General features: G+C 72.1%; 25 protein-coding genes and 1 riboswitch. Of the genes, 14 read left to right on the top strand and 11 right to left on the bottom strand.

Translation table 11 applies throughout. The features are described from left to right. Positions 1 to 220 precede the first annotated feature (220 nt). The 3 genes from OG285_RS27385 to OG285_RS27375 are packed head-to-tail and all read left to right on the top strand — an operon-like array spanning position 221 to position 5,024. Entirely contained in the window at positions 221 to 1,216 is a 996-nt protein-coding gene (locus OG285_RS27385; RefSeq protein ID WP_371792511.1) for an AAA family ATPase, read from the top strand. Further along, on the top strand, positions 1,216 to 2,616 hold the full coding sequence (locus tag OG285_RS27380; protein ID WP_356824935.1) for a DUF58 domain-containing protein: 1,401 nt from the start codon (positions 1,216 to 1,218) through the stop codon (positions 2,614 to 2,616). The genes OG285_RS27385 and OG285_RS27380 overlap by 1 nt, the downstream gene beginning before the upstream one ends. Then, the gene (locus tag OG285_RS27375; RefSeq protein ID WP_371792510.1) at positions 2,613 to 5,024 is read left to right on the top strand and encodes a DUF3488 and DUF4129 domain-containing transglutaminase family protein; all 2,412 of its coding nucleotides are present in this window, start codon (positions 2,613 to 2,615) and stop codon (positions 5,022 to 5,024) included. The genes OG285_RS27380 and OG285_RS27375 overlap by 4 nt, the downstream gene beginning before the upstream one ends. A gap of 100 nt (positions 5,025 to 5,124) precedes the next feature. On the opposite strand, the gene OG285_RS27370 is transcribed toward OG285_RS27375, so the two are convergent. From OG285_RS27370 to OG285_RS27360, 3 genes are all read right to left on the bottom strand, one after another. Next, positions 5,125 to 5,517, bottom strand: a complete 393-nt coding sequence (locus OG285_RS27370; RefSeq protein ID WP_356824939.1) for a DUF3040 domain-containing protein — start codon at positions 5,515 to 5,517, stop codon at positions 5,125 to 5,127. Positions 5,518 to 5,765: 248 nt separating this feature from the next. Beyond that, a complete protein-coding gene (locus OG285_RS27365) occupies positions 5,766 to 6,524 on the bottom strand; it encodes a methyltransferase (protein WP_356824941.1) in 759 nt (252 codons plus the stop codon). A gap of 94 nt (positions 6,525 to 6,618) precedes the next feature. Then, positions 6,619 to 7,278, bottom strand: a complete 660-nt coding sequence (locus OG285_RS27360) for an SAV_6107 family HEPN domain-containing protein (RefSeq protein WP_371792509.1) — start codon at positions 7,276 to 7,278, stop codon at positions 6,619 to 6,621. Between the two features lie 197 nt (positions 7,279 to 7,475). Here OG285_RS27360 and OG285_RS27355 point away from each other — a divergent pair, with 197 nt between their 5' ends. The 4 genes from OG285_RS27355 to OG285_RS27340 all read left to right on the top strand — a co-directional run bounded on the left by OG285_RS27355 (position 7,476) and on the right by OG285_RS27340 (position 12,748). After that, entirely contained in the window at positions 7,476 to 8,294 is an 819-nt protein-coding gene (locus OG285_RS27355) for an ATP-binding cassette domain-containing protein (protein ID WP_371792508.1), read from the top strand. Beyond that, positions 8,266 to 10,350 (top strand): YhgE/Pip family protein, encoded by a 2,085-nt coding sequence (locus OG285_RS27350; RefSeq protein ID WP_371792507.1) that lies wholly within the window; start codon positions 8,266 to 8,268, stop codon positions 10,348 to 10,350. The genes OG285_RS27355 and OG285_RS27350 overlap by 29 nt, the downstream gene beginning before the upstream one ends. Before the next feature lie 11 nt (positions 10,351 to 10,361). Further along, a complete protein-coding gene (locus OG285_RS27345) occupies positions 10,362 to 10,967 on the top strand; it encodes a TetR/AcrR family transcriptional regulator (protein WP_371792506.1) in 606 nt (201 codons plus the stop codon). A 344-nt stretch (positions 10,968 to 11,311) separates the two neighbouring features. Continuing rightward, positions 11,312 to 12,748, top strand: a complete 1,437-nt coding sequence (locus tag OG285_RS27340) for a phytoene desaturase family protein (protein ID WP_371792505.1) — start codon at positions 11,312 to 11,314, stop codon at positions 12,746 to 12,748. 79 nt (positions 12,749 to 12,827) lie between these two features. On the opposite strand, the gene OG285_RS27335 is transcribed toward OG285_RS27340, so the two are convergent. The 5 genes from OG285_RS27335 to OG285_RS27315 all read right to left on the bottom strand — a co-directional run bounded on the left by OG285_RS27335 (position 12,828) and on the right by OG285_RS27315 (position 17,493). After that, complete coding sequence (locus OG285_RS27335; protein WP_371792504.1) at positions 12,828 to 13,835, bottom strand: hypothetical protein; 1,008 nt, start codon at positions 13,833 to 13,835, stop codon at positions 12,828 to 12,830. Between the two features lie 50 nt (positions 13,836 to 13,885). Continuing rightward, positions 13,886 to 14,803, bottom strand: coding sequence for a methylenetetrahydrofolate reductase [NAD(P)H] (gene metF / locus OG285_RS27330; protein ID WP_356824955.1), 918 nt, complete (start codon positions 14,801 to 14,803; stop codon positions 13,886 to 13,888). A 193-nt stretch (positions 14,804 to 14,996) separates the two neighbouring features. Next, a complete protein-coding gene (gene thiE / locus OG285_RS27325) occupies positions 14,997 to 15,659 on the bottom strand; it encodes a thiamine phosphate synthase (RefSeq protein WP_356824957.1) in 663 nt (220 codons plus the stop codon). A gap of 182 nt (positions 15,660 to 15,841) precedes the next feature. Further along, positions 15,842 to 16,207, bottom strand: coding sequence for an Rv2175c family DNA-binding protein (locus tag OG285_RS27320; protein ID WP_356824959.1), 366 nt, complete (start codon positions 16,205 to 16,207; stop codon positions 15,842 to 15,844). 65 nt (positions 16,208 to 16,272) lie between these two features. Continuing rightward, complete coding sequence (locus OG285_RS27315) at positions 16,273 to 17,493, bottom strand: NAD(P)/FAD-dependent oxidoreductase (protein ID WP_371792503.1); 1,221 nt, start codon at positions 17,491 to 17,493, stop codon at positions 16,273 to 16,275. A gap of 94 nt (positions 17,494 to 17,587) precedes the next feature. Next, positions 17,588 to 17,700, top strand: a riboswitch (TPP riboswitch). Here OG285_RS27315 and thiO point away from each other — a divergent pair. The 5 genes from thiO to OG285_RS27290 all read left to right on the top strand — a co-directional run bounded on the left by thiO (position 17,698) and on the right by OG285_RS27290 (position 22,921). Further along, positions 17,698 to 18,900 (top strand): glycine oxidase ThiO, encoded by a 1,203-nt coding sequence (gene thiO, locus OG285_RS27310; RefSeq protein ID WP_371792502.1) that lies wholly within the window; start codon positions 17,698 to 17,700, stop codon positions 18,898 to 18,900. (Overlaps the previous riboswitch by 3 nt.) Then, positions 18,897 to 19,163, top strand: coding sequence for a sulfur carrier protein ThiS (thiS, locus tag OG285_RS27305; protein WP_356824965.1), 267 nt, complete (start codon positions 18,897 to 18,899; stop codon positions 19,161 to 19,163). Before thiO ends, thiS begins: the two co-directional genes overlap by 4 nt. A gap of 7 nt (positions 19,164 to 19,170) precedes the next feature. Next, positions 19,171 to 19,965, top strand: coding sequence for a thiazole synthase (locus tag OG285_RS27300; RefSeq protein ID WP_371792501.1), 795 nt, complete (start codon positions 19,171 to 19,173; stop codon positions 19,963 to 19,965). Between the two features lie 159 nt (positions 19,966 to 20,124). Beyond that, complete coding sequence (pknB, locus tag OG285_RS27295) at positions 20,125 to 22,062, top strand: Stk1 family PASTA domain-containing Ser/Thr kinase (protein WP_371792500.1); 1,938 nt, start codon at positions 20,125 to 20,127, stop codon at positions 22,060 to 22,062. A 7-nt stretch (positions 22,063 to 22,069) separates the two neighbouring features. After that, positions 22,070 to 22,921, top strand: coding sequence for a deoxyribonuclease IV (locus OG285_RS27290; RefSeq protein WP_371792499.1), 852 nt, complete (start codon positions 22,070 to 22,072; stop codon positions 22,919 to 22,921). A gap of 28 nt (positions 22,922 to 22,949) precedes the next feature. Here OG285_RS27290 and OG285_RS27285 read toward each other — a convergent pair whose 3' ends face one another. Then, positions 22,950 to 23,582, bottom strand: coding sequence for a sulfite oxidase-like oxidoreductase (locus OG285_RS27285; RefSeq protein ID WP_356824973.1), 633 nt, complete (start codon positions 23,580 to 23,582; stop codon positions 22,950 to 22,952). Positions 23,583 to 23,736: 154 nt separating this feature from the next. Between OG285_RS27285 and bfr the strand changes: the two genes are divergently transcribed. Next, on the top strand, positions 23,737 to 24,216 hold the full coding sequence (gene bfr, locus OG285_RS27280; protein ID WP_356824975.1) for a bacterioferritin: 480 nt from the start codon (positions 23,737 to 23,739) through the stop codon (positions 24,214 to 24,216). A 43-nt stretch (positions 24,217 to 24,259) separates the two neighbouring features. On the opposite strand, the gene OG285_RS27275 is transcribed toward bfr, so the two are convergent. Both OG285_RS27275 and OG285_RS27270 read right to left on the bottom strand, forming a co-directional pair. Then, positions 24,260 to 24,517 carry a (2Fe-2S)-binding protein gene (locus OG285_RS27275; RefSeq protein ID WP_356824977.1) on the bottom strand — a complete coding sequence of 86 codons (258 nt, stop codon included), beginning with the start codon at positions 24,515 to 24,517 and terminating at the stop codon, positions 24,260 to 24,262. A gap of 191 nt (positions 24,518 to 24,708) precedes the next feature. Beyond that, positions 24,709 to 26,064, bottom strand: coding sequence for a class II 3-deoxy-7-phosphoheptulonate synthase (locus OG285_RS27270; RefSeq protein WP_356824979.1), 1,356 nt, complete (start codon positions 26,062 to 26,064; stop codon positions 24,709 to 24,711). A gap of 50 nt (positions 26,065 to 26,114) precedes the next feature. On the opposite strand from OG285_RS27270, the gene OG285_RS27265 reads away from it, so the two are divergent. Continuing rightward, complete coding sequence (locus OG285_RS27265) at positions 26,115 to 26,225, top strand: trp operon leader peptide (RefSeq protein ID WP_371792498.1); 111 nt, start codon at positions 26,115 to 26,117, stop codon at positions 26,223 to 26,225. Positions 26,226 to 26,247 lie beyond the last annotated feature (22 nt).

Below are 26,247 nucleotides of genomic sequence, written 5' to 3'. Positions count from 1 at the left end.
GAAATCACGGCAACCTGCGACATGTCCCGCCCACTTGTCCACAGGCGAGTGACACGAAGCGGTAACGGCAACAACAATGCGGGGGCGGCACCTCGTCCGGATCCCTCCGGGCGGGGCGTCGGCTGTTCGGGGCCGGGCCGGGCCGTACGCAGTGCCCCGGCACGTGGATGGGGTATCCCCTGCTTCTCAGGAGCGCGGGAGTAGGGCCGAGGAGGGCCGGGTGACGACCTATGACGATCGAGCGAGCCTCACGGATCTGACGACCACGGCGGAGCGCATCCGCAGGTCGGTGGAGGGTGTGATCGAGGGCAAGCCCGAGGTCGTACGGCTTTCGCTGACCGTGCTGCTCGCCGAGGGGCATCTCCTCATCGAGGATGTGCCAGGCGTCGGCAAGACCATGCTGGCCAAGGCGCTGGCCCGCAGCATCGACTGCTCGGTGCGGCGCATCCAGTTCACCCCCGACCTGCTGCCTTCGGACATCACCGGGGTCTCGATCTTCGACCAGCAGCGGCGGGACTTCGAGTTCAAGCCCGGGGCGATCTTCGCGCAGATCGTGATCGGCGACGAGATCAACCGCGCCTCGCCGAAGACCCAGTCGGCGCTGCTCGAATCGATGGAGGAGCGCCAGGTCACCATCGACGGGCAGACGTACGAACTGCCCGGTCCGTTCATGGTGGTGGCCACGCAGAACCCGGTGGAGATGGAGGGCACCTACCCGCTCCCCGAGGCGCAGCGCGACCGGTTCATGGCGCGGGTCTCCATCGGTTATCCGAGCCCCGAAGCCGAGCTCCGGATGCTCGACGTGCACGGCGGTGTCTCACCGCTGGACGACCTCCAGCCGGTGGCGCACGCCCACGAGATCCTGAAACTCATCGACGCGGTGCGCGGAGTGCACGTCGCCGACGCGGTGCGCCGGTACGCGGTGCAGCTGGTGACGGCCACCCGCAGTCACCAGGACCTCCGACTCGGCGCTTCGCCGCGTGCCACCCTGCACCTGCTGCGGGCGGCCAAGGCGGCGGCCGCGCTGAGCGGACGGGAGTACGCGCTGCCCGACGACGTCCAGGCACTGGCCGTCGCGGTCCTCGCGCACCGGCTGCTGCCCACGGCCCAGGCCCAGTTGAACCGCCGTACGGCGGAGCAGGTCGTCCAGGAGATCCTCCAGCAGACTCCCGTTCCCGCGTACAACGACCAGCAGCCCGGCGCCCGGCGGCTGTGATGGCCGTCGGGGGTGCTCCGGCCGCCGCCGACGAGGACGGGGGCGGACTGCGGACCGCGCTGTCGGGGCTCACCACACGGGGCCGCTCGTTCATCGCGGCCGGGGTCGCCGCGGCGGTCTGCGCGTATGTCCTGGGCCAGAGCGATCTGCTGCGGGTGGGGCTCCTGCTGGCGGTGCTCCCGCTGGTGTGTGTGGCCGTGCTGTTCCGTACCCGGTACCGGGTCGCGGCCAGCAGGCGGCTCGCCCCGGCCCGGGTGCCTGCCGGGTCGGAGGCCCGCGTCCATCTGCGGATGGACAACGTCTCGCGGCTCCCCACCGGACTGCTGATGCTCCAGGACCGGGTGCCGTACGTGCTGGGGCCGCGGCCCCGGTTCGTCCTGGACCGGGTGGAGGCGGGCGGCCGGCGCGAGGTGTCGTACCGGGTCCGTTCCGATCTGCGCGGGCGGTATCCGCTGGGCCCGCTCCAGCTGCGGCTCACCGACCCGTTCGGGATGTGCGAGCTGACCAGGTCGTTCAGCGCGCACGACACCCTGACCGTGATTCCCAGGACCGAGCCGCTGCCGCCGGTCCGGCTGACCGGTGAGGCGGCCGGATACGGGGACGGCAGACACCGCTCGCTCGCGCTGGCCGGCGAGGACGACGTGATCCCGCGCGGCTACCGGCACGGCGACGATCTGCGCCGGGTGCACTGGCGCTCCACCGCCCGCTACGGCGAGCTGATGGTGCGCCGCGAGGAGCAGCCGCAGCGGGCCCGCTGCACGGTGTTGCTGGACACCCGCCGGGGCGCCTACCAGGGCGCGGGGCCGGACTCGGCCTTCGAATGGGCCGTGTCGGGGGCGGCCTCGGCGCTGGTGCACGTACTCGAACGGGGCTTCTCGGTACGGCTGCTGACGGACACCGGCAGCTCGGTGCCGGGCGAGGGCTCGGGCGGGTTCGCCGGGTCCACCCAGGATTCCGCCGACTCCGCCGGGCTGATGATGGACAGCCTCGCCGTCGTAGGCCACTCCGACGGGACCGGCCTCTCCCGCTCGTACGATGTGCTGCGCGGCGGGAACGAAGGACTTCTGATCGCCTTCTTCGGCAGTCTCGACGAGGAGCAGGCCGCGGTCGCGGCCCGGATGCGGCAGCGCAGCGGGGCAGCCGTCGCCTTCGTACTGAACAGCGATGCCCGGGCGCACGGCGAGGCGGCGGCGGAGCGCGACACCAAGACGCTGCGGCTGCTGCGCGACGCGGGCTGGACCGCGCTGGAGGCCGGGCCCGGGGCGGCGCTCGCCGAGCTGTGGCGGCAGGCGGGGCAGCAGCGCAGCGGTACGGGTGCGGCGTCCTGGCACGGCGGTACGGCGGCCACGGGTGCCGGCGCGGAGGCGGGCAGCGGGACAGGCGCGGGGGGATGGTCATGAGCGGCCGGACGAGGGTGGCGCTGTGCGCCTATGCGGCCACGATGCTGGCCGCGTGCGCACTGCTGCCGCTGGTCCAGCCGGTCACGTGGATCATTCAGGCCGCACTGCTGCTGGCCGTTCAGAGCGGGGTGGGCGCGCTGGCCCGGCGGGTTCCGCTGGCGCGTCCGCTGACCGTGGCCGCGCAGGCGGTGACCGCGCTGCTGATCCTCACCGTGGTCTTCGCGCGCGGCCAGGCGCTCGGCGGCATCGTGCCGGGCCCGGAGGCCGTGGAGCATTTCGGGGCGATGCTGCGGGCGGGCGCCGACGACATAGGGCAGTACTCGATACCGGCACCGACGACCGCGAGCATCCGGCTGATGCTGTTCGGCGGGGTGCTGCTGGTCGGGCTGCTGGTGGACGCGCTGGCGGTGACGTTCCGCAGCGCCGCGCCGGCCGGGCTGCCGCTGCTCGCCCTGTACTCGGTGGCGGCCGGCATCTCGCAGAGCGGCGCGGCCTGGCTGTGGTTCGTGCTCGCCGCTTCCGGCTATCTGCTGCTCCTGCTGGCCGAGAGCAAGGACCGGCTCTCCCAGTGGGGACGGGTCTTCGGTTCGCCGCGCGGGAGCGGGGCCGGTGGTCCCGCGAGCGGTGGCGGCGGCCCGTCGGCGCCGGTCCGCACGGGGCGGCGCATCGGGGTGGTCGCACTGGGGTTCGCCCTGGTGGTGCCGGCCGCGCTGCCCGCCATGGACACCGGGCTGCTCGGCGGCGCGGGGCGGGGCGCCGGGCCCGGGGGCGGCGGGGGGACGATCTCCGCGGTCAACCCGCTGGTCTCGCTGCAGAACAGCCTCACCCAGTCCGACGACCGCGAGGTGCTCCGCTACCGCACCAACGCGGTCGACACCGACGGGATGTATCTGCGGATCGTCTCGCTCGACCGGTTCGACGGCACCGCCTGGAAGTCGTCGGAGCGCCGGATCACGGATGTGCCGAAGGAGTTGCCGAGGCCGCAGGGGCTCGGCTCCGATGTGGGCACCACCCAGGTCAGGACCAACATCTCGGCGGCCGGCTGGTACGCCCAGAACTGGCTGCCGCTCCCCTACCCGGCCACGAAGGTGGACATCAGGGGCCGCTGGCGCTTCGAGCCGGCCGGGCGGACGCTCGTCGGCGACCGCGGGCAGACCACCCGCGGTGCGGAGTACGGCGTGGACAGCCTGGTCGTCCAGCCGACGGCGGCGCAGCTGGCTTCGGCCCCGCAGCCGTCCGCCGCGCTGCTGCGGGAGTACACGGAGGTGCCCGGCTCACTGCCCGGCGTGGTGAAGTCCACCGCGGACCAGGTGACGAAGGGCGCCACGAACGACTACCAGCGTGCGGTGAAGCTGCAGGACTGGTTCGCGTCGGAGGGCGGATTCACCTACGACACCCAGGTGCAGTCGGGCACCGGCACCGCCGCCATCGCGCGTTTCCTGAAGCAGAAGCAGGGCTTCTGCGTCCACTTCGCCTTCACGATGGCGGCGATGGCCAGGACGCTGCACATCCCGGCCAGGGTCGCGGTGGGCTTCACTCCGGGCACCGCACAGCCGGACGGCACGATGTCGGTCGGGCTGCGCGACGCACACGCCTGGCCCGAGCTGTACTTCGAGGGGGTGGGCTGGACGCGCTTCGAGCCGACGCCCACCCGGGGGTCCGTACCGTCCTACACCCAGCCGGACAGCTCGTCCGACGGCCCGGCCTCTCCGGCGCAGCCGGATTCCACGTCATCGGCCGCGCCCGAGACGGCCCCGTCCGCGACGTCCGCCTGCCCGCCGCAGGTGCACAAGCTCAGCGGCTGCGGGGCGGTCGCGCAGGGCGGCGGCGTACCGCCGGCCGACGGGGGCACGGATCCCGGCACGGTGGTGGGCGTGGGGCTGGCCGCGCTGCTCGTGCTCCTGTTGCTCCTGCTGCCGCTGCTCTGGCGGACCCGGGCACGGGCCCGGCGGCTGGGGTCCGGCGGGCGGACGCCCGCGGACGCCGGGGAGCGGACGCTGTCGGCCTGGCGGGAGATCACCGACTCGGCGTGGGACTACGGGGTGCGGCCCGACGATTCGCTGACCCCGCGCAAGTCGGCCGACCGGATCGTACGGACCGGCGCGCTGACGGGTCCGGCGGCCGATGCGGTGCACCGGGCCGCCCGGGCGGTGGAGCAGGTGCTGTACGCGCCCCGGGCCGGTGAGGTGAGCGGTCTTACCGATGACGTCGTGCTGGTCCGGGCCGGGCTGCGGGCCGGTGCGGGCCGGGCGGCACGGGTCCGTGCGGTGCTGGCACCGCGCTCGTCCGTACGGGTGGTGTGGGAGGCGTCCCGGCGCCGGGAGCGGGCGGCGGAACGCTGGGCCCGCCGCCGTGCGGGACTGAACCGCTGGGTGGCGGATCTGCGACCCTCCCGGCAGCGCGGCTGAACCGGCCGGCCGGGGGGCCGCAGGGCCCGCTCGGACCGGCTCGCCGGAACGCCCCGTGATCCGGGGCTGCGGAAGGAGGTCCGTCCGGGCTGCGATCCGGTCAGTGGCCCTGTTCGTCGCGGCGGCGCTGCCACCGCTCCTCGATGCGGTTCATCACCGAACGGTGTTTCCTGGCCTGCCGGCCCGGGGCCGGGCCTCCGGCCTGTTGCTGTTCACCGGGCTTTGGCGCCTTGCGCCATCCGGTGACCGCGAGCACCGCACAGCCGAGCATGACGAGGAACCCCACCACACTGATCCAGATCTGCTGAGCGACCATTCCCGCCATGAGGAGGGCGATACCCACCAGAAAGCCAGCGATCGCCTGGTACACCCGACGACGGGTGTACGTACGCAGCCCGCTTCCCTCAAGCGCTGTCGCGAACTTGGGATCTTCGGCGTACAGCGCTCGCTCCATCTGCTCGAGCATGCGCTGCTCGTGCTCCGAGAGCGGCACGGAGTCCTCCTACTCGTCGGTCGCGGGGTACGACCGTGATGCGGCCCTTTCAGAATAGGCAGGGATTCGCCCCCGTGAAACCCGCCCTCTACGCCAATTCACCATCCGGGCCGCCATGCAGGCACAGCTGCCGGGGCGTGCATTCCCCGACGGCCGGACCGTCATGCCGGATGGTTACCCCGATCATACGGGGACTAGCCCCCGTATGGGGGGCCTGTGTGTCAGTCCGTGCGTGACTGCACTGCTGATCAGCCCTGCTTCTCGCCCAGGACGTGCAGCTGGGTGGCGACCGAGTGGAAGGCGGACAGCTCCGCCGCGGCCGCCTCCAGCTTCAGCAGGGCCTCCAGGGCGCCCGGCTCGGTGTCGACCAGGACGCCGGGAACGAGGTCGGCGAAGACCCGGACACCGTGCACCGCGCCGACCTCCGCACCGGCCGTGGTGACCAGCTCGGTGAGCTGTTCCGCGGTGAAGCGCCGGGGCACCGGGTCCCCGTCGCCCCAGCGTCCCGCCGGGTCCGTCAGCGCCTGCCGGGCCTCGCTGAAGTGCCCGGCGAGCGCCCTGGCGAGGACGGCGCCGCCGAGCCCGGCGGCGAGCAGGCTGAGCGCGCCGGAGGGGCGGAGCGCGTCCACCGCGTTCCTGATGCCCTCGGCCGGGTCCTCCACGTATTCGAGGACGCCGTGGCAGAGCACCGCGTCGTAGCCGCCGCGCTCCACCACGTCGAACAGACCGAGCACATCGCCCTGCACCCCGCGCACCTGGTCGGCGACCCCGGCCTCGGCGGCCCTGCGCTCCAGGCCGAAGAGCGCGTTGGGGCTGGGGTCGACCACGGTGACCCGGTGGCCGAGCCGGGCGACGGGCACCGCGAAGTTCCCGGTGCCGCCGCCGGTGTCGAGCACGTCCAGAGTGGTCCGGCCGGTCGCTTCGGCCCGGCGGTCGAGAGCGTCCTTGAGTACGTCCCACACCACGGCGGTACGAAGGGAGGCGCGGGGGCGCAGCTGGTCCGACACGGCGGTTGACTCCTCGGCGCGGTGCCGCCGCGGACGGCGGGCCGTAGACAGCAAAGACTGGCTCCCACCCTATTGCCTTCGAAGGTCCCGCTGGTCACCCCGCGTGGGGGTGCTCCGTCCTCGGCTGCGGCAACACCGGCTGGAGGGCCAGCAGCCGCTCGACCAGCCGCAGGAACATGGCCGCGTCGCGGAGCAGATCGTCGGCGTCACGGCTGCACGCCGCGCCCGGTATGCCGGCCTCGGCCCTGGCCCTGCGGCCTGCTCCGGAGGCGAAGAGCGCGCTCCACTCGGTCAGTTCGGGTGCGAGCTCCGGCAGCAGCTCCCAGGCGGTACGGATCGCGTTCCTGCGGCGGGCGCCTCCCGCCTTCCGGCGCGGTACTTCCTCGGGCCTGGCCCGCGAGGCGAGGACCGCGGCTGCGGTGCGCAGCGCCGCGAGGTGGGCCGTCGCGTACCGCTCGTTGGGCACTTCGAGCCCGGCGGCCTCGTCCAGTCCGGCACGGGCCTGGGCCAGCAGGTCGAGGGCGGCAGCGGGCGCCGTCGTACGGCGCGCGACCGGGTGGATGTCACCCGCGGGGCCTGCCGACGGGGAACCGGCGGGCGGGGCCGGGGAGGCTGGCGTGAAGAGGGCCGGTGACGCGGGTCCGGTGGAGCGGGACGGATCGGGGGACGCGGCGAGCGCGGGCACGGGGACAAGTGAAGGGGCAGGGGCGGTGACACGGTGCCAGTGCGCTGGTGCGGCGTTCGAGCTGGCCATGACGGAACCTCCTGTCGTCGTGTGACGGCACTGTGGCCGTCTGTGCCCATGGTGCGGGCCACCACTGACAATCGGCCCTGACCTGGGCCTTTGCGAGGACCCCCGTACACGGCGTACTTTTTTGTACTGACCGGTCAGTACAAGGTGATGCGAACAGTGCACCCACGGCTCGTATCGGCAAGGCAGGGGAGGGTGTCGTGGACAGCCCGCACGGGGCAGCTGTCATGGCGGAGGATCTGGGGCTCAAGGGCCCGTACGGCTGGGCGTTCCGGGGCGTGAGCATCGCGGCGGAGCCGGGCGCGCTCATCGCGGTCGAGGGCCCGTCGGGCTCCGGGCGCACCTGTCTGCTCCTCGCCCTGACGGGCCGGATGCGGACGAGCGAGGGCCATGCCGAGGTGGCCGGGCTCCGGCTGCCCGGGCGACTGGCCGAAGTGCGCCGGATCAGCGCGCTCGGCCCGGTCCCCGGGGTCAACGAGCTCGACCCCGCGCTGACCGTCGAGGAGCATCTGCGCGAGCGCGCCCTGCTGCAGCGCAGGTACCGCGGATCACTCCGTGCGCTGCTGCGGCCCCGTTCCGAGCGTGCCGCGACGGCCCGGGGCCGTATCGACACGGCGCTGGAGGCCGCAGGCCTGGATCTCGCCACCCTGCCCAAGGAGGGCCGGACCCCGGCGCGGGATCTGGAGCGTCTGGAGGCGCTGCGGCTCTCCGTGGCGCTCGGCCTGATGGACGCTCCGCGGCTGCTCGCCGTGGACGACGCGGATATGAAGCTCTCCGGCCCCGAACGCGACGAGGCCTGGGACCTGCTGCGCTCCGTCGCCGCCGGCGGTGTCACCACCCTCGCCGTCTGCGGCCGCGCTCCGGACGGTGCGATCACCGTCTCCACCCGGCGGACCGCTCCGCAGGACACGAAGGAACCGAAGGGCCCGACAGACTCCGCGGCCGCAAACGCCACAGAGGCAACAGAGGACTCGCAGGAAGGGGCAGCCGATGCGCTCGCCGAGACTGGCCGCCCTTGAGCTGAAGCGGTTCGGCAGGGGCAGGCTCCCGCGCGCCGCCCTCGTCGCACTCCTGCTGCTTCCCCTGCTCTACGGCGCGCTGTACCTCTGGTCGTTCTGGGACCCGTACGGGCGGCTCGACCGGATACCCGTAGCCCTGGTCAACGACGACCGGGGCGCCGAAGCCGCCGGACAGAAGGTCCGGGCGGGCGACGACATCACCGAGGGGCTGCGCGACAGCAAGGTCTTCGACTGGCACGAGACCAGCGCCGCCGGGGCCCGCAAGGGCGTCGAGGACGGCACGTACTACCTGTCGCTGACCGTGCCGGCCGACTTCAGCAAGCGGGTCGCGTCCAGTGCAGGCGACTCCCCCGAGACCGGCGCCCTCCAGGTCCGGACGGACGACGCCAACAACTACATCGTCGGTCAGCTCTCGCGGACGGTGTTCTCCGAAGTCAGAGCCTCGGCGTCGACACACGCGTCCCGCACCTTCCTGGACCGCATCTATCTCTCCTTCGCGAGTCTGCACGATCAGACCGCGAAGGCCGCCGACGGTGCCTCCGACCTCACGTCGGGCCTGGGCAAGGCGCGGAAGGGGTCCAAGGACCTGGCCGACGGGCTGAAGGACGCCAAGGCGGGGAGCGGCAAGCTGGCCGGTGGCATCAAGAAGCTCGACAAGGGCTCCGCGAGTCTCCAGTCCGGGTCCAAGCAGGTCGCCGCGGGCACCCGGACCCTCGCGAAGAAGGTGAACGGCGCGGCGGGCGCCGTCCGCCCCTTCCTCAAGGACAACGGCAAGTCCATCGGTGACGCGGCCCGGCTGGTCTCCGACTCCACCCAGGTCGTCCGGGACCACCTCGCCACGCTGGTGAAGGCGGCGCCGGTCGCGGCGGAGGGCGCCGCCACCGCCTCCACCGACCTCGACAGCGTCTACCGGGCGCGCTGCCAGGACCTGCCCGTCCCCGATCCGGCCTGCCCCCAGCTGAAGAAGGCCAAGGAGGCGGCAGCCGATACGGCGCGGATCGCGGGCGACGTCAACGACCTCGTCAAGCAGCAGAACGGCGATCTGAAGAAGCTCGACGGACAGCTCGCCACGCTCCAGAAACAGGCGGACAGCCTGGCGGAGCACGCCCCGGACCTCGCCGGTGACCTGGACACGGCCGTGGCCAAGGTCAACGAGCTGGACAGCGGGGCCCACCGGGTCGCGAGCGGCGCCGCACAGCTGCACACCGGGCTCTCGACGGCCAGGACCGGTGCCGCCTCGCTGCACACCGGCGTCGGCAAGCTGAACACCGGGGCGCACACCCTGCACACCGGGATCGTCAAACTCTCCGACGGCGCGGGCACCCTCGCCACCGGTCTGCACGACGGGGTGTCCAAGATCCCCGACTACGACAAGCAGGACCGGGACCGGCGCACCGGAGTGATGGCGGATCCGGTGCAGCTGGCCTCCAAGTCGCTGCACCCGGCGCCCAATTACGGGACCGGCTTCGCCCCGTACTTCATCCCGCTCTCGCTCTGGGTCGGCGCGATGGTGGCGTACATGCTCATCCAGCCGCTCAGCCGGCGCGCGCTCGCCGCGGGCGCCTCGGCGTGGCGGATCACCTTCGCGGGCTGGCTCCCGGTGGCCGCGATCGGCGTGCTCCAGACCGCCGCGCTGATGGCCGTACTGCACTGGGCGATCGGTCTGCAGATGGCCCGCGCCGCCGGGACCCTGGGCTTCCTGGCCCTGGTGACCTGCTGCTTCGCCGCGATCGTGCAGTGGCTCAACGCCCGCTTCGGCGCGGCGGGGCGGATCCTGGTGCTGGCCCTGCTGATGCTCCAGTTGACGTCGGCGGGCGGCACCTATCCGGTGCAGACGAGCCCGGCCTTCTTCAACGCCATCCACCCGTATCTGCCGATGAGTTACGTGGTCGAGGGGCTGCGCAGACTCATCACGGGCGGGGGCCTGGCCCCGGTCTGGACCGGTTCCGCCGTGCTGCTCGCGTTCACCGCGGGCGCGCTGGCGCTGACCGCGCTCTCGGCGCGGAGCAAGCAGGTGTGGACCATGGAGCGCCTGCATCCGGAGCTCAGCCTGTGAGAATCGGCCCCATGGACACCAGCACCAGACGGCAGGCCACCCGCCAGAAGCTGTACGAGGCGGCTGTCACCCTCATCGCGGAGAAGGGCTTCTCCTCCACGACGGTGGAGGAGATCGCCGAGCGCGCGGGGGTCGCGAAGGGCACGGTCTACTACAACTTCGCGAGCAAGACCGTGCTCTTCGAGGAGCTGCTGCGGCACGGGGTCGGTCTGCTCACCGCCTCGCTCCAGGCCGCTGCCGACACGACGGCCGAGCGGGGCGGTACCAAGGTCGAGGCGCTGGACGCCATGATCAGGTCCGGCCTCGGTTTCATCGACGCCTATCCGGCCTTCACCCAGCTGTACGTGGCCGAGCTGTGGCGTACCAACCGGGCCTGGCAGTCGACCCTTCTCGTGGTACGCCAGGAGGCCGTCGCCGTCGTCGAGACCGTGCTGCGCGAGGCCGTCGAAGGCGGCGAACTGAGCGAGGAGATCGACATTCCGCTGACGGCTGCCGCCCTGGTCGGGATGGTCCTGGTGGCGGCGCTCGACTGGCAGGCCTTCCAGAGCGAGCGGTCGATCGACGACGTGCACGCGGCGCTCTCGCGGCTGCTGCACGGGCGCGTCAGCGGACGCTGAAAGCGCGGAGGACCGAGACGGCCGGGAGGAGCGGGAAGTGCGGGAAGTGCGGGAAAGGAAAGAGCGCCGCCCGTCCCCGCCCGGTCTCCCGGGCCGTTCCTGAGCGGCGCTTCCCCCGTACTCCCCCGCTGTACTCCCCCGTACACCCGTACTCGTCAGGGGAGCCGCGCCGTTCCGCCGCCCCGTGTCGGCAGTGCCGGCGCCGCGCCCCTTCCGTGCCCCACACTCTGCCGTCTTCGCAGGTGGGAGCCTATCCGCGTAACTACTCATCTCCGCTTCTAGGTACGGATACTCAGACGTGTGTGCGCCACCGGGGGCGTGCGGACACCGATAAAGTCCCTGCCATGGCACGGATTGCGGTGATCGGCGCCGGGATGGGCGCCATGGCGGCTGCCGCCCGGCTGGCTGTGGCAGGCCACCGGGTGACGGTGTACGAACGTACGGAGACCCACGGCGGGGCGGTGGGCCGCTTCGCACGCGACGGCTTCGCCTTCGACACCGGGCCCGGGCTGCTCCAGCTGCCCGCCGTCTACCGCGACCTCTTCGTGAAGACGGGCCGTGAACCGCTGGAGCAGTGCGTCGGACTCGTCCAGGTGGACCCGGCGAGCCGCCATCTCTTCGACGACGGGACGGAGGTCCTGCTGCCGAACGCCTCACGTGCAGGGGCCGTGGCGGCCCTGGACGCGGCGCTGGGCGGCGGCGCCGGCGCCCGCTGGGGTGCGTTCCTCGACCGGGCCCGGGAGACCTGGGACAGGACCAGGCGCCCGCTCCTCGAAGAGCCGCTGCCCGCCGATCCCGCACCGCTGGGCCGCGAACCGTACCCGGCACTCAGAACCGGGCTGCTGCGGCGCGGCGCGTCCACGCTCGGCGAGATCGGCAGCAGGGAGCTGCGCGATCCGAGGCTGGCTGCCCTGCTGGCGAGTTACGCCCTGTCCCACGGTTTCGATCCGCTGACCGCCCCGGCGTCGGCCGCCGTCCTGCCGTACATGGAGCAGACCTTCGGCAACTGGTACGTACGCGGTGGGATGCGCGCGCTGGCGGACGCGGTGTACGAGCGGTGCCTGGCGCGGAAGGTCGAGTTCGTGTTCTCGGCCGAGGCCACGGACGTACGGGAGAAGGACGGCCGGGCCTGCGGTCTGGAGCTGGCCGACGGGCGCGGCGTCGACGCCGACCACGTGGTCGCGGGCGCCCCGCTGCCGTCGGCCCGTGCGCCGCGCCGGGAGACGGACGCGGGGTCCGGCCGGTTCGTGGTCTGCCTGGCGCTGCGCGGTGACCGGCCGGCGGACGCCGTCCACCGCACCGTGGTGCACCGGGCGGAGAGCACCCTGCCGATGGTGACCGTGCTGCGCCCCGACGATCCGGCGCTGGTTCCCGGCCCGGGGCACGAGTCCCTGACGCTGACGGTCACGGTCCCGGTCATCCGCGGGACCGTCGGCGGGACGGAGAACTGGTCCACCGGCGACCAGGCCGAAGCGTTCGCGGACCGGGTGGTGGCAGCAGCGGAGGCGGCCGTGCCCGGGCTGCGCGAGCGCACGCTGTGGCGCGAGGTACGGACCCCCGCCGACACGCTTCGGGAAACGGGTTCGCCCGAGGTGCCGGGCCCGGCACTGGCCGGTGCGCACGGGCAGCTGCTGCCCGCCCCCAATAGGTCTCCGCTGCCCGGCCTCTACCGCGCGGGCGGCTGGTCGCACCCGGGCGGCGGGCTCGCCCACGCCGGCATGTCCGGGGCGCTGGCCGCCGGGCTGATCGTCGAGGGCGAGGGGTTCCGCGGCTCGCGGTGAACACCCGGCGGACGGCGCGGCACCGCCCGCGCCGCCCGGGACACGGCGTACCGCACCCGGTGGCGGGCGCCGACCGCTCTCAGTACCGCTGCTGCTCGTTGTGGCCGTCGTGGCCGCTCTGGTACGGCTGCTGCCCGGAGTGGTCGGGGTGGTCGGCGTGCTCCCCGTACGACGGGTTGTGCGGGAAGCCGTACGCCGGTTCGGTGTCGCGCTGCTGCGGGACCCAGACCCCGCCGGGCGGGGTGTCGTTGGCGTACTGGTCCGCGTACGGATCGGTGTACTGCTGCTGGCCCCCGTAGGAGGCTCCGTACTGGCCCGCGCCGATGTACGGGTCCGAGTAGGCGGGGTACTGCTGCTGCTCGCCGCCGTAGCCGTACTGGCCGTCGTACGACTGGCCGTTCTGGTCGTAGCCGGTGCCGTACTGCGCCGCGGTTCCGTACGCCGTGTCGCTGTATATGCCGTACTGGCCGGTGTCGTCGGGCATCGGCTGCGGGGCGTAGACACCGGCGGCCATGGGCTCGGGGGTCTGCGGCTCCGGGGAGGTGCCGGAGTCCGCGGTGTGCTGCGGGTAGGCGGATCCGTGGTAGCCGAACCCGTCGTCCGTCCCGTAGCCGCTGCCGCCGTACCCGGCCTGCTCGTAGCCGTCGTGGTCCGGGCCGTGCTGCGCGAAGGGGCCCTCGTGGCCGCCGTGCGGGCCGCCGTCCAGCAGGTCCTGGTCCTGGCCGCCCGGCCGGTCCTGCCCGGGCTGCTCGTACTCCAGGTCCGAGACTTCGAGTACCGGATCCTTCGCCGTGTTCCCGCCGCGCGCCCTGCGCCGCTTGTTCTCCCGGGGTGCGCCCTTCATGGCCCAGCCGGTCGAGAAGCCGCGCCGGAAGGAGAGCGTGACGTACAACTGGCCGACGGCGAACGCGAGGGCGCCCACCACGATCACCGGTACGGAGTGCAGCAGCACACCGACGACCACGCCGAGGAACCCGGTGAAGGCGAGCAGACGCCAGCGCAGCCGGGCCTTGTACTGCAGCAGCACCTCGCCCAGCAGCCACAGCGCGACGAATCCGAACCCGACATAGAGGACCGTCCAGCCCATGTACGCCCCTCTCTGCGGCCATCGTCCCGTGCGGGGGACGGATGGACCGGTCAGGACTGCTTGTGCAGTCCGAGATTCTCGTAGATTTCGAGGGTCGCGGTGGAGTTGTTCAGCGTGATGAAGTGCAGTCCAGGAACATCCTCGGAGAGCAGCTTCGCGCAGAACTCCGTAGCGAACTCGATGCCAATGGAGCGTACAGCGGCCGGGTCGTCCTTGACCGCGTGGATGCGTTCTTTCAGGCCGGACGGGAAGTGCGCGTTGCTGAGCTGGGCGAACCGCTCCAGCTGCCGCACATTGGTGATCGGCATGACTTCCGGGATGACCGGGGTGTCGCAGCCTGCGGCGACGACCCGCTCGCGCATCCGCAGATAGTCCTCCGGGTCGAAGAACATCTGGGTGATCGCGTAGTCGGCGCCGGCCCGGCACTTGTCGGTGAAGTGCCGGATGTCGCTCTCCCAGTTCTCCGAACGCGGATGCATCTCGGGGAAGGCCGCGACGCCGACGCAGAAGTCGCCGGACTCCTTGATCAGCCGCACCAGGTCGGCGGCGTACATGACGCCTTCCGGGTGCTTGACCCACTCGCCCATCGGGTCGCCGGGCGGGTCACCGCGGACAGCGAGGATGTTCCGGATCCCGGCGTCCGCGTACTGGCCGATGATGTTGCGCAGCTGGGCGACGGAGTGGTCGACGGCCGTGAGGTGCGCGACCGGGGTGAGTGTGGTGTCAGAGGCGATCTGCTCGGTGGCCCTGACCGTGCCCGCACGCGACGAACCGCCCGCGCCGTAGGTCACGGACACGAAGCTGGGTGCCACCGACTCGACGCGGCGCAGCGCGTTCCAGAGGTTCCGCTCGCCCTTCTCGGTCTTGGGCGCCCAGAACTCGAAGGAGTACAGCGTCCTGCCGGTCGCGAGCAGATCGCGCACGGTCCGGGCGTGGTCGGTTCTGGTGGAAGAGGTACCGAAGGCCATACGGGCAGATTAGTCAGGGCTTACCTCTCCCCCAACCACGCCGGGACTTTATGACCGATTTGCGAGATACTTGTCCACCCATCGGACAGTTATCCGGAACCGGTACGTCCGTTTCCCTGCCGGCCGTCTGCCAGACCCCGGCCGGACCTCCTGGCCCTGCTGATCGCCGGTCCCCGGCGGGGCCTCCCGGTCCCTACCGGGCTTCCTGCCCGGTACGGGCCCGGACCCGGGCGGCGAGAGCGGCAGCCGCAGCAGCCGGGTCGCCCGCCTCGGTGATCGCACGGACGACCACGACGCGGCGCGCCCCCGCGTCCAGCACCTCGTCCAGGTTGCCCGCGTCGATCCCGCCGATCGCGAACCAGGGCCGGGAGGTGCCGAGCGCCGCCGCGTACCGCACGAGGCCGAGCCCCGGCGCGTGCCGACCCGGCTTGGTCGGGGTGGGCCAGCAGGGCCCGGTGCAGAAGTAGTCCACGCCCGGTTCGGCGGCGGCCGCGTCCACCTCGGACTCGGCGTGGGTCGAGCGGCCGATCAGCACCTCGGGGCCGAGCAGCGCACGGGCGGCGGGGACCGGCAGGTCGCCCTGGCCCAGGTGCAACACGTCGGACGCGATGGCGTGCGCGACATCCGCCCGGTCGTTCACCGCGAGCAGCTTGCCGTGCCTGCGGCAGGCGTCGGCGAAGACCTGGAGGTGGTCGAGCTCTTCGGCCGCCTCCATCCCCTTGTCCCGCAGCTGGACGATGTCCACGCCGTGGGACAGGACGGCGTCCAGGAACTCGGGCAGGTCACCCTGGCGCCTGCGCGCGTCCGTGCAGAGATACAGCCGGGCGTCGGAGAGCGGTGCGGGTGCGGTGGACATCGGGCGATTCCCCCCAGGGACGGCGATGGACTGCTGAGCTGATGGACAGGTGAGCTGATGCACTGGTGGACAGCGATGGGCTGCCGTACAGGAACGGCGGTGACGAACGGCGGTACGGACCCGCGGTGTACGGGCCGGGGCTGCGGGCCCCTTCCGTACACCGCGGGGTGGTCACCATCCGGTCAGAGGGCGAGCGCCTGGGCCCGGCGCTTCACCTCCGTCCCGCGATTCTCGCTCAGCGCCTGCGCGGGCGTGCCGGGCAGGGTCTCGTCGGGGGTGAAGAGCCACTCCAGCATCTCCTGGTCGCTGAAGCCGTCGTCCCGCAGGAGCGTCAGGGTCCCGGAGAGGCCCTTGACCACTTTGGTGCCGTCGATGAAGGCGGCGGGCACCTGGAGCGCCCTGTTCTCACCACGGCGCACCGCGATCAGCGTGCCGTCCCTGACCAGCTGGCGTACCCGGGTCACCTCGACGTCGAACATCTCGGCGATGTCGGGCAGGTGCAGCCAGGCGGGGATGAGAGCATCGGTTTTTGCGTCAATCTCGGTCACGGGACAAGCCTGCCATCCCGCACTGACAGTCGATACCCGGACTCAGCCCTTCAGGCGGCGCGTGCTCAGCTCCGGCCCGTCTCCGGGCGTACCGCCGACTTGAGCGGCACGGCCGGATCGGCGGTACGCACCGGATCCACCGGGGCTCCCGACTCGATGAGCTTCCGGCCCTGGGCCAGGTCCCGGGGCCTGCCGACGGCGAGCACCGCGACCAGCCGCCCCTCCCGCAGCCAGCACACCGACCAGGCCGGACCGGACGGGTCGCCGCGCCGGACCAGGGTGTCGGCGGCCGCGTGGTGGCCCGCGTACTGGACGAACCGGCCGAACTGCTCGGACCAGAAGTACGGCACCGGGTCGTAGACCTGCGGCGTCTCGCCGATCACGTCCGCCGCCACCGTGCGCGGCCCCTGGAGGGCGTTGTCCCAGTGGTGGACCAGCAGCCGCTCGCCGTACCGGCGGGAGGGGAAGGACGCGCAGTCGCCGACCGCGTACACATCGGCGACCGAGGTGCGCAGCCGCTCGTCGGCGGTGACCGAGCCGTCGGTGCCCAGCGCGATTCCGGAGCCGGCCAGCCAGCCGGTCGCGGGCCTGGCCCCGATGCCGACGAGGACGGCCGCGGCGGGCAGCCGCCGCCCGGACTCCAGGACCACGGCCCCCGGCTCGACGCGGGCCACGCGTGCGTGGGTGACGAGTTCGGCGCCGCTGTCGGCGTACCAGTCGGCCATGGGCGCCGCGATCTCGGCCGGCAACGCCCCGACGAGCGGCCGGCCGGCCGCCTCCACCACCGTCACCGCGCACCCCGCCTCCCGTGCGGCCGTGGCGAACTCGGCGCCGATCCAGCCGGCGCCCACCACCACGACGTCCCGCCGGTCGGCGAGGACGGCCCGCAGCCGCCCCGCGTCGTCGAGCGTGCGCAGCAGATGGACGCCGGGAACGCCCTCGCTGCCGGGCAGCGTGACCGGGTGGGCGCCGGTGGCGACGACCAGCGACCCGTACGGGACGGGGCCGCGCGAGGTGTCCAGCTCCCGTTCCCGCGGGCGTACGCCGGTCACCTCGCAGCCCAGCAGCAGCTCGACCCCGAGCGCGCCGAAGTCGACGTCGAAGGCGGAGCCCTCGGCCTTGCCGAGCAGCACGGACTTGGAGAGCGGCGGTCTGTCGTACGGCTGGTGGGACTCCTCACCGATCAGCGTGACGGGCCCGGTGAAGCCCTGGTCCCGCAGGGCGACAGCGGTCTGCACTCCGGCCATGCCCGCACCGGCGATGACGACGTTCCTCGGCTCACTCACCCGATCACCTTAAGCAGCTGACGCACCGTCAGGACAGGGGGCCGTCCCGGGACGCCTTACGGGGCGGCGCGGACCGGGGTTAGGCTGGCCACGCTGAACCACTCGCGGGAGTCCGGGCGTACCGGGCTGAGAGGGGGGCTGGACGGCCTCCGACCGTACGAACCTGATCCGGGTCATGCCGGCGAAGGGAGGGGCTGGACGCCCATGCACGCGCATCACGCCAACCACCACGCGCACCGCACCGACCGCGCGGACACGCTGCCCGACGTACTGATCATCGGTGGCGGGATCATCGGCCTCGTCACGGCCTGGCGGTCGGCGCAGCGCGGACTGCGCACCGCCGTCGTCGACCCGCAGCCGGGCGGCGGCGCCGCACAGGTCGCGGCCGGCATGCTGGCCGCCGTCACGGAACTGCACTACGGCGAGCAGGTCCTGCTCGGTCTGAATCTGGAGTCCGCCCGCCGCTACCCGGCGTTCGCGGCGGAGCTGGAGGAGGCATCGGGGCAGGAGCTGGGTTACCGCGCCTGCGGCACCCTCGCCGTGGCACTCGACCTCGACGACCGGGCCCGTCTGCGGGAGCTGCACGCGCTCCAGCTCCGCTCGGGCCTGGAGTCCGAATGGCTCACGGGACGCGAGTGCAGGCGCCTCGAACCGATGCTCGCGCCGGGGGTACGCGGCGGGCTGCGGGTGGACGGCGACCACCAGGTCGATCCGCGGCGGCTGGCGAAAGCGCTGCTCACCGCGTGCGAGCGGGCCGGGGTCACCTTCCACCGCGGCTGGGCGGAGCGGCTGACGGTGGAACGCGGCCGGGCTACCGGCGTCGTGCTCGCCGACGGCGTCGCGCTCACCGCCGACCGGGTGGTCCTGGCGGCGGGCAGCCTCAGCGGCCGGCTCGCCGGGGTGCCGGACGCGGTGCTTCCGCCGGTACGCCCGGTCAAGGGGCAGGTCCTGCGGCTGACGGTGCCGCCCGTGTACGCGCCGTTCCTCAGCCGGACCGTCCGCGCGGTCGTCCGGGGCAGCGATGTCTATCTGGTCCCCCGCGAGAACGGGGAACTCGTGGTCGGCGCGACCAGCGAGGAGCTCGGCTGGGACACCACGGTCACCGCGGGCGGGGTGTACGAACTGCTCCGCGACGCCCACGAGCTGGTGCCCGGCATCACCGAACTCCCGCTCACCGAGACGCGCGCGGGACTGCGTCCCGCGTCGCCCGACAACGCGCCGCTGCTCGGCCCGACCGCGCTGCCCGGCCTCCTGCTGGCCACCGGGCACTTCCGGAACGGCGTGCTGCTCACCCCCGTCACCGGCGATGTGATGGCCGAACTGCTCACCACCGGGGAGCTGCCCGCCGAGGCCCGCGCCTTCACTCCCCGGCGCTTCTCTCCCGTACGACAGGAGCAGCCCGCATGAACACGCCGCCCACGCCCACGAACGTGCCGCCGGTGGACGCACCTCCCGCGGACCCGCCGCCGGTCGACGTGTCGGTCAACGGCGAGCCCCGCAGGATCGCGCCGGGCACCACCCTCGATGTGCTGGTCACCGGCCTCACCAGCGCTCCGTCGGGTGTCGCCGCCGCGGTCAACGAGACCGTCGTGCCCCGGGGCAGCTGGTCCCGCACCGCGCTCGGCGACGGCGACCGCGTCGAGATCCTCACCGCAGTCCAAGGAGGCTGAACCGGACATGGCAGACGATCCCCTCACCCTCGCGGACACCGTCTTCTCCTCCCGGCTGATCATGGGGACCGGCGGTGCGCCGAGCCTCGATGTGCTGGAGAGGTCCCTGATCGCGTCGGGCACCGAACTCACGACGGTCGCGATGCGCCGCCTCGACCCGACGGTGCAGGGCTCGGTCCTCTCGGTGCTCGACCGGCTCGCCATCAAGGTGCTGCCGAACACCGCCGGCTGCTTCACCGCGGGCGAGGCGGTCCTGACCGCGCGCCTGGCCCGCGAGGCGCTGGGCACCGACTGGATCAAACTTGAGGTCGTGGCGGACGAGCACACCCTGCTGCCCGACCCGGTGGAGCTGCTCGACGCCGCCGAGACGCTGGTCGACGACGGTTTCACGGTCCTGCCGTACACCAACGACGACCCGGTGCTGGCCCGGCGCCTTGAGGAGGCGGGCTGCGCGGCGATCATGCCGCTCGGCTCCCCCATCGGCTCGGGCCTCGGCATCCGCAACCCGCACAACTTCCAGCTGATCGTGGAGCGGGCGGGCGTGCCGGTGATCCTCGACGCGGGGGCCGGTACGGCCTCGGACGCCGCGCTGGCGATGGAGCTCGGGTGCGCGGCCGTGATGCTGGCCTCGGCGGTGACGCGCGCGCAGGAACCGGAGCTGATGGCGTCCGCGATGCGGCGGGGCGTGGAGGCGGGCCGGCTCGCGTACCGCGCGGGACGGATCCCCCGGAGGCACTTCGCCCGGGCGTCGTCACCGGAGGCGGGGCGCGCGGCACTCGATCCGGAGCGGCCCGCGTTCTAGGGCGTGTCCGCTTGCACGGAGCCGGCCGAGCGGGTCGGCGGGAGGTGCGTGATGCCTCCCCCACAGCCGCCTCCCGCCCTGTCACAGCTCGGCCTCAGTCCCGGCCGATTCGCCAGGACCGCTTAGGCCCTGTCAGCGCCGACTCGTACACTCGCCAGCGTGGATACGACGCTTGGTGACCCGCAAGCCCCGCTCGTCGGGCAGCTGCTCGACGGCCGCTACCGGGTGGACGCGTGCATCGCCGTCGGTGGCATGGCCACGGTCTACCGGGCCGTCGACACCCGTCTGGACCGGGTGGTCGCCCTCAAGGTGATGCACCCCGCACTGGCGGTCGACGCCACGTTCGTGGAGCGGTTCATCCGGGAGGCCAAGTCCGTCGCACGGCTCGACCACCCCAATGTGGTCGGCATGTTCGACCAGGGCGCGGAGGGCGCGCACGTCTATCTGGCGATGGAGTACGTCGCCGGGTGCACGCTGCGCGACGTCCTGCGCGAGCGGGGCGCGCTGTGCCCCCGTGCGGCCCTGGACATCCTGGAGCCGGTCCTCGCCGCACTCGGCGCCGCGCACCGGGCCGGATTCGTCCACCGCGACATGAAGCCGGAGAACGTGCTGATCGGGGACGACGGCCGGGTCAAGGTCGCCGACTTCGGCCTCGTCCGGGCCGTGGACACCGAGACGAACAGCACGGGCACCATCCTGGGCACCGTCTCCTACCTGGCCCCCGAGCAGATCGAGCAGGGCACGGCCGACACCCGGGCGGACGTCTACGCCTGCGGCGTGATGCTGTACGAGATGCTGACCGGCGCCAAACCGCACGGCGGCGACACCGCCGCACAGGTCCTCTACCAGCACCTCAACGAAGGCGTGCCCGCGCCGTCCGCCGCCGTTCCGGGACTCGCCGGCCGGCTGGACGACCTGGTGGCGAGCGCCACCGCCCGGCACCCCGGCGACCGGCCGCACGACGCCGTGGCGCTGCTCGGCCAGGTCCGCGAGGCCCGCGCCGCACTGAGCGACGCCGAGCTGGACGCCGAACCGCCGCAGGCGCTCGCGACCGGCGCCGCGCGGCCGGGGGCGGACTCCTCCGAGGACCGTACGGATGTGATCCGGCGCCCGTTGCCCGCAGCGGGGATCAACCGGACCAGCCGTCTGGTGATGCCCGCCGCCGAGGAGCCGGAGCCCGGGCGGCAGCCCGTGCGCCGCGGCCGGCGGGCCCGCCGCGGTCTCATCGCGTCGGTCGTCGCCGTCCTGCTGGTGCTGGGCGTCGGGGCCGGTGTCTGGTACATCAACTCGGGCCAGTTCACCCGGGTCCCCTCGCTCCTCGGCCAGCCCGAGAAGACCGCGACGTCGCGGCTGTCGGCCGCCGGTCTCGACGTGAAGAGGACCGAACGCAAATTCAGCGACACCTACGACCGCGGCCAGGTCATGAGCAGCAGCCCGGCGTCGGGCGCCCGCATCCGCGACAACGACGCGGTGTCCCTGGTCATCTCGCGCGGACCCAGGGTCGTCCGGGTGCCCCGCGTCGAGGGCCGGCCGCTCGCACAGGCCAAGCAGGACCTGACGAAGGCGGGGCTGGCGTCCGGCATGGTCACCAAGGAGTTCAGCGAGGACGTCGGACGGGGCAAGGTGATCCGTACGGACCCGGGGTCCGGCACGGAGCGGCACGCCGACTCCGCGATCGCCCTCGTCGTCTCGAAGGGCGCCCCGGTCGACGTACCGGATGTCACCGGCGAGTCCCTGGACGACGCGCGCGCCGACCTCAAGGACGAGAACCTCAAGGTCGTGGTCGCGCCGGAGCGGATCAACTCCACCGAGGACGCCGGACAGGTCGCCAAGCAGTCGCCTGCCGAGGGGGCGCGGGCGGAGGAGGGCGACACCATCACACTGACGGTCTCCAAGGGTCCCCGGATGATCAGCGTCCCCGACGTCACGGGCGACAACGTGGACGACGCGAAGAGCGCGCTCACCGACAAGGGCTTCAAGGTCCATGTCGACCGGCCGTTCCTGTCCTTCAGCGACACCGTCGACAGCCAATCCGTCGACGGCGGCGGCCGGGCCCCGGAGGGCAGCACCATCACCATCAAGACCAAGGGACTCTGAACACACCGTGCGCAACCCCATCGGCGGCCACGTCCCCGTGGCCGGCGGACTCGCCAGGACCGGACTGCCCTACGCCCGGGAGCTGGGCGCGGAGACCGTACAGGTCTTCGTGGCCAACCCGCGCGGCTGGGCCACACCCACCGGGAACCCGGACCAGGACGAGCAGTTCCGCAAGGAGTGCGCGAACGAGGCGGTCACGGCGTACGTTCACGCGCCGTATCTGATCAACTTCGGTTCGCACACGGCCGCGACCGTGGAGAAGTCGGTGGAGTCCCTGCGCCACTCGCTGCGCCGGGGCCGGGAGATCGGCGCGCTGGGCGTCGTCGTGCACACCGGCTCAGCGACCGGTGGCCGTCCGCGGTCCGAGGCACTGGCGCAGGTCCGCGCGCATCTGCTGCCCCTGCTCGACGAGCTGACCCACGACGACGACCCGTTCCTGCTGCTGGAGTCGACGGCGGGCCAGGGTTCGTCGCTGTGCTCCCGCACCTGGGACTTCGGCCCGTACTTCGAGGCGCTCGACTCCCATCCGAGGCTCGGGGTCTGCCTGGACACCTGCCACATCTTCGCGGCCGGCCACGACCTGGCAGGGCCCGGCGGGATGAACCAGACACTGGACCTGCTCGTGGACACCGTCGGCGAGGGCCGGCTCAAGCTGATCCACGCCAATGACTCCAAAGAGGCCACGGCCGCGCACAAGGACCGGCACGAGAACATCGGGGCGGGTCACATCGGTGCGGAGCCGTTCCGGGAGCTGCTCGCCCATCCGGCGACCGCGGGGGTGCCGCTGGTCATCGAGACCCCCGGCGGCAAGGAGGGGCACAAGGCGGACGTGGACCGTCTGAAGTCGCTCCGCCTCTGAGACGCTCCGCCTCCGGGGAACGACCCGCTCAGAGCTCGGGACCGTCCTCCGGGCCTTCCTGGTACGAGTAGCGCTGCTCCTGCCAGGGGTCGCCGAGATTGTGGTAGCCCCGCTCCTCCCAGAAGCCACGGCGGTCCGCGGTCATGTACTCGATGCCCCGGACCCATTTGGGGCCCTTCCAGGCGTAGAGCTGGGGCACCACCAGCCGCAGCGGGAACCCGTGCTCGGCGGTCAGCAGCTCACCGGCCTTGTGGGTCGCGAAGAGAGTATTCGCATCCGTGAAGTCCTCCAGGCGCAGATTGGCGCTGTAGCCGTACTCGGCCCAGACCATCACATGGGTGACCTGCGGCGCGGGCGGTGCGAGCTCGGCCAGCGTCCGGGCCCGTACGCCGCCCCATTCGGCCGCCAGCATGGAGAACTTCGTCACGCAGTGCAGGTCGGCGACCACGGTGGAGAACGGCAGAGCCGAGAACTCCTCGTGGTTCCAGCAGTGCTTCTCGCCGTCCGCGGTGGCTCCGAAGATCCGGAATTCCCAGCGGTCGGGCTTGAACTTGGGGACGGGACCGTAGTGGGTCACCGGCCAGCCGCGCTGCAGCCGCTGCCCCGGGGGGAGCTCGGACTGCGCCGCTCCCTGTTGCTCCCGGCTCTCCGGCTGACCCATGCATCCATGGTGACAGACCTCGCGGGGTGGTCATGACCAGGTCTGCACCGATGAGGGCAACTCGTACTAAGCCTGCACTTACTGGACTGCCCCGATGGGCGGTGACAGGATGCGCGGAATCTGCCCAGATCCACGCCTGGAAGGAGCCTCTGCGATGCAGGGCGACCCCGAGGTCATCGAGTTTCTCAATGAGCAGCTGACCGCAGAACTCACGGCGATCAATCAGTACTTCCTGCACGCGAAGATGCAGGAGAACTTCGGCTGGACCAAGCTCGCGAAATACACCAGGTCCGAGTCGATCGACGAGATGAAGCACGCCGAGATCCTCACCGACCGGATTCTCTTCCTGGAGGGGCTGCCGAACTACCAGCGGCTCTTCCATGTCCGGGTGGGCCAGACGGTCACCGAGATGTTCCAGGCGGACCGGCAGGTCGAGGCCGAGGCCATCGACCGGCTCCGGCGCGGGATCGAGGTCATGCGCGGCAAGTCCGACATCACATCCGCGAACATCTTCGAGGCGATCCTGGCCGACGAGGAGCATCACATCGACTATCTCGACACCCAGCTGGAGCTGGTGGAGAAACTCGGCGAGCCGCTCTACATCGCCCAGGTGATCGAGCAGCCGGAGAGCTGAGCCTCAGCGCGTACGGACGCGCCGTACGGTGACAGGCTCGGGGTCAGGCGGCCTCGGGGAGCGGAACTCCGGCCGGCTCCGGTGTGCCGACGGGCTCCTGTGCGGGCTGCCGGCGTCCGTCGAGCAGTTCCCGGCGGGGGCAGCCGCCCCGGCCCAGGATCGCCTGGATGCTGCGTACGCAGCCGCCGCAGTCCGTGCCGGCCTTGCTGGCCGACGCGATGTCACGGGGGGTGCAGGCGCCGGCGTCCGCGTGTTCCTTCACCTGCTTCTCGGTCACGCCGAAGCACGAGCAGACGTACACGCGGGTTCACCTCCCGGACGGGATCGCTGACGGGCACCACCCCGACCAATCGGTGAGGTAACCCTTACCTTACCCGCCGATCCCGGGGGTGCAAAAGGGCCGTGGGGTCCGGATCTCTGTGATCCGCACCCCACGGCCCTTTCCGCTGTGCTCGCCGGCCGTACCGCAGGGTCCGCCGGCCGGGGTCCTGCCTACTGCGCCCGGTACATCTCCGCGACCAGGAACGCCAGGTCGAGCGACTGGCTGCGGTTGAGCCGCGGGTCACAGGCCGTCTCGTAGCGCTGGTGCAGGTCGTCGACGAAGATCTCGTCGCCGCCGCCCACGCACTCGGTGACGTCGTCACCGGTCAGCTCGACATGGATACCGCCGGGGTGCGTGCCCAGGCTCTTGTGGACCTCGAAGAAGCCCTTGACCTCGTCGAGCACGTCGTCGAAGCGGCGGGTCTTGTGGCCGGACGCCGCCTCGAAGGTGTTGCCGTGCATCGGGTCCGTCACCCAGACGACCTGGGCGCCGGACGCGGTGACCTTCTCGACCAGGTTCGGCAGCCGGTCGCGGACCTTGTCCGCGCCCATCCTGACGATGAAGGTCAGCCGGCCGGGCTCGCGGTCCGGGTCCAGACGCTCGATGTAGCTGAGCGCCTCCTCAGGCGTGGTCGTCGGGCCGAGCTTCACACCGATCGGGTTGCGGATCTGCGAGGCGAACTCGATGTGCGCGTGGTCCAGCTGGCGCGTGCGCTCACCGACCCAGACCATGTGGCCCGAGGTGTCGTAGAGCTTGCCGGTACGGGAGTCCGTGCGGGTCAGCGCCGACTCGTAGTCGAGGAGGAGCGCCTCGTGGGAGGCGTAGAACTCGACCGCGCGGAACTCCGCCGGGTCGGTCCCGCACGCCTTCATGAAGTTCAGCGCGCTGTCGATCTCGCGGGCGAGCTGCTCGTAACGCTGTCCGGACGGTGAGGACTTCACGAAGTCCTGGTTCCAGGCGTGCACCTGGCGCAGGTCCGCGTAGCCACCGGTGGTGAAGGCGCGGACCAGGTTCAGCGTCGACGCGGACGCGTGGTACATCCGCTTGAGCCGCTCGGGGTCCGGGATCCGGGACTTCTCGTCGAAGTCGAACCCGTTGACCGAGTCGCCGCGGTACGTAGGCAGCGTCACGCCGTCGCGGGTCTCGGTCCCCTTGGAGCGCGGCTTGGAGTACTGGCCCGCGATCCGGCCGACCTTCACGACGGGCACCGAGGCCGCGTAGGTGAGCACGGCGCTCATCTGCAACAGCGTCTTGAGCTTCGCCCTGATGTGCTCGGCGGACACCGCGTCGAAGGCCTCGGCACAGTCGCCGCCCTGAAGCAGGAACGCCTCGCCCCTGGCCACGGCTCCCAGCCGCTCGCGCAGCTGGTCGCACTCGCCCGCGAAGACGAGCGGCGGATACGACGTGAGGTCCGCGATCACATCGCGCAGCGCGCCGGCATCCGGGTACTCGGGCTGCTGCACCGCGGGAAGGTCGCGCCAGGTCGCCTCTGCGGCGGGGGCTTGGGTATCAGCGTTCACGGTCACAGCGCCAACAGTACGGGGTCGCCGTCACCGGTTTTGGTGGTGCCCGGTGGATGAGACGGCCGGGGAGCCCGGACGGACACCTCCGATGCGCTACAGTCCCCACCATGTTCGCGACGACGACTCGAAACTGGTGGTGGACCGCTCATCCGGCGGCCCACTGACATCGCGCGTACAGACGAAGCG

The organism is Streptomyces sp. NBC_01471 (assembly GCF_041438865.1).
Taxonomy (GTDB): domain Bacteria; phylum Actinomycetota; class Actinomycetes; order Streptomycetales; family Streptomycetaceae; genus Streptomyces.
Note: the sequence above shows the minus strand (reverse complement) of the source record. Positions and strands in the feature narration are given on the sequence as shown.

Excerpts from the sequence above, each read along its gene's own strand:
- OG285_RS27380 (WP_356824935.1), top strand. The coding sequence starts at position 1,216 with ATGGCCGTCGGGGGTGCTCCGGCCGCCGCCGACGAGGACGGGGGCGGA.
- OG285_RS27375 (WP_371792510.1), top strand. The coding sequence starts at position 2,613 with ATGAGCGGCCGGACGAGGGTGGCGCTGTGCGCCTATGCGGCCACGATG.
- OG285_RS27360 (WP_371792509.1), bottom strand. The coding sequence starts at position 7,278 with ATGGCCAGCTCGAACGCCGCACCAGCGCACTGGCACCGTGTCACCGCC.
- OG285_RS27350 (WP_371792507.1), top strand. The coding sequence starts at position 8,266 with ATGCGCTCGCCGAGACTGGCCGCCCTTGAGCTGAAGCGGTTCGGCAGG.
- OG285_RS27345 (WP_371792506.1), top strand. The coding sequence starts at position 10,362 with ATGGACACCAGCACCAGACGGCAGGCCACCCGCCAGAAGCTGTACGAG.
- OG285_RS27340 (WP_371792505.1), top strand. The coding sequence starts at position 11,312 with ATGGCACGGATTGCGGTGATCGGCGCCGGGATGGGCGCCATGGCGGCT.
- OG285_RS27335 (WP_371792504.1), bottom strand. The coding sequence starts at position 13,835 with ATGGGCTGGACGGTCCTCTATGTCGGGTTCGGATTCGTCGCGCTGTGG.
- metF (WP_356824955.1), bottom strand. The coding sequence starts at position 14,803 with ATGGCCTTCGGTACCTCTTCCACCAGAACCGACCACGCCCGGACCGTG.
- thiE (WP_356824957.1), bottom strand. The coding sequence starts at position 15,659 with ATGTCCACCGCACCCGCACCGCTCTCCGACGCCCGGCTGTATCTCTGC.
- thiO (WP_371792502.1), top strand. The coding sequence starts at position 17,698 with ATGCACGCGCATCACGCCAACCACCACGCGCACCGCACCGACCGCGCG.
- thiS (WP_356824965.1), top strand. The coding sequence starts at position 18,897 with ATGAACACGCCGCCCACGCCCACGAACGTGCCGCCGGTGGACGCACCT.
- OG285_RS27300 (WP_371792501.1), top strand. The coding sequence starts at position 19,171 with ATGGCAGACGATCCCCTCACCCTCGCGGACACCGTCTTCTCCTCCCGG.
- OG285_RS27285 (WP_356824973.1), bottom strand. The coding sequence starts at position 23,582 with ATGGGTCAGCCGGAGAGCCGGGAGCAACAGGGAGCGGCGCAGTCCGAG.
- bfr (WP_356824975.1), top strand. The coding sequence starts at position 23,737 with ATGCAGGGCGACCCCGAGGTCATCGAGTTTCTCAATGAGCAGCTGACC.
- OG285_RS27265 (WP_371792498.1), top strand. The coding sequence starts at position 26,115 with ATGAGACGGCCGGGGAGCCCGGACGGACACCTCCGATGCGCTACAGTC.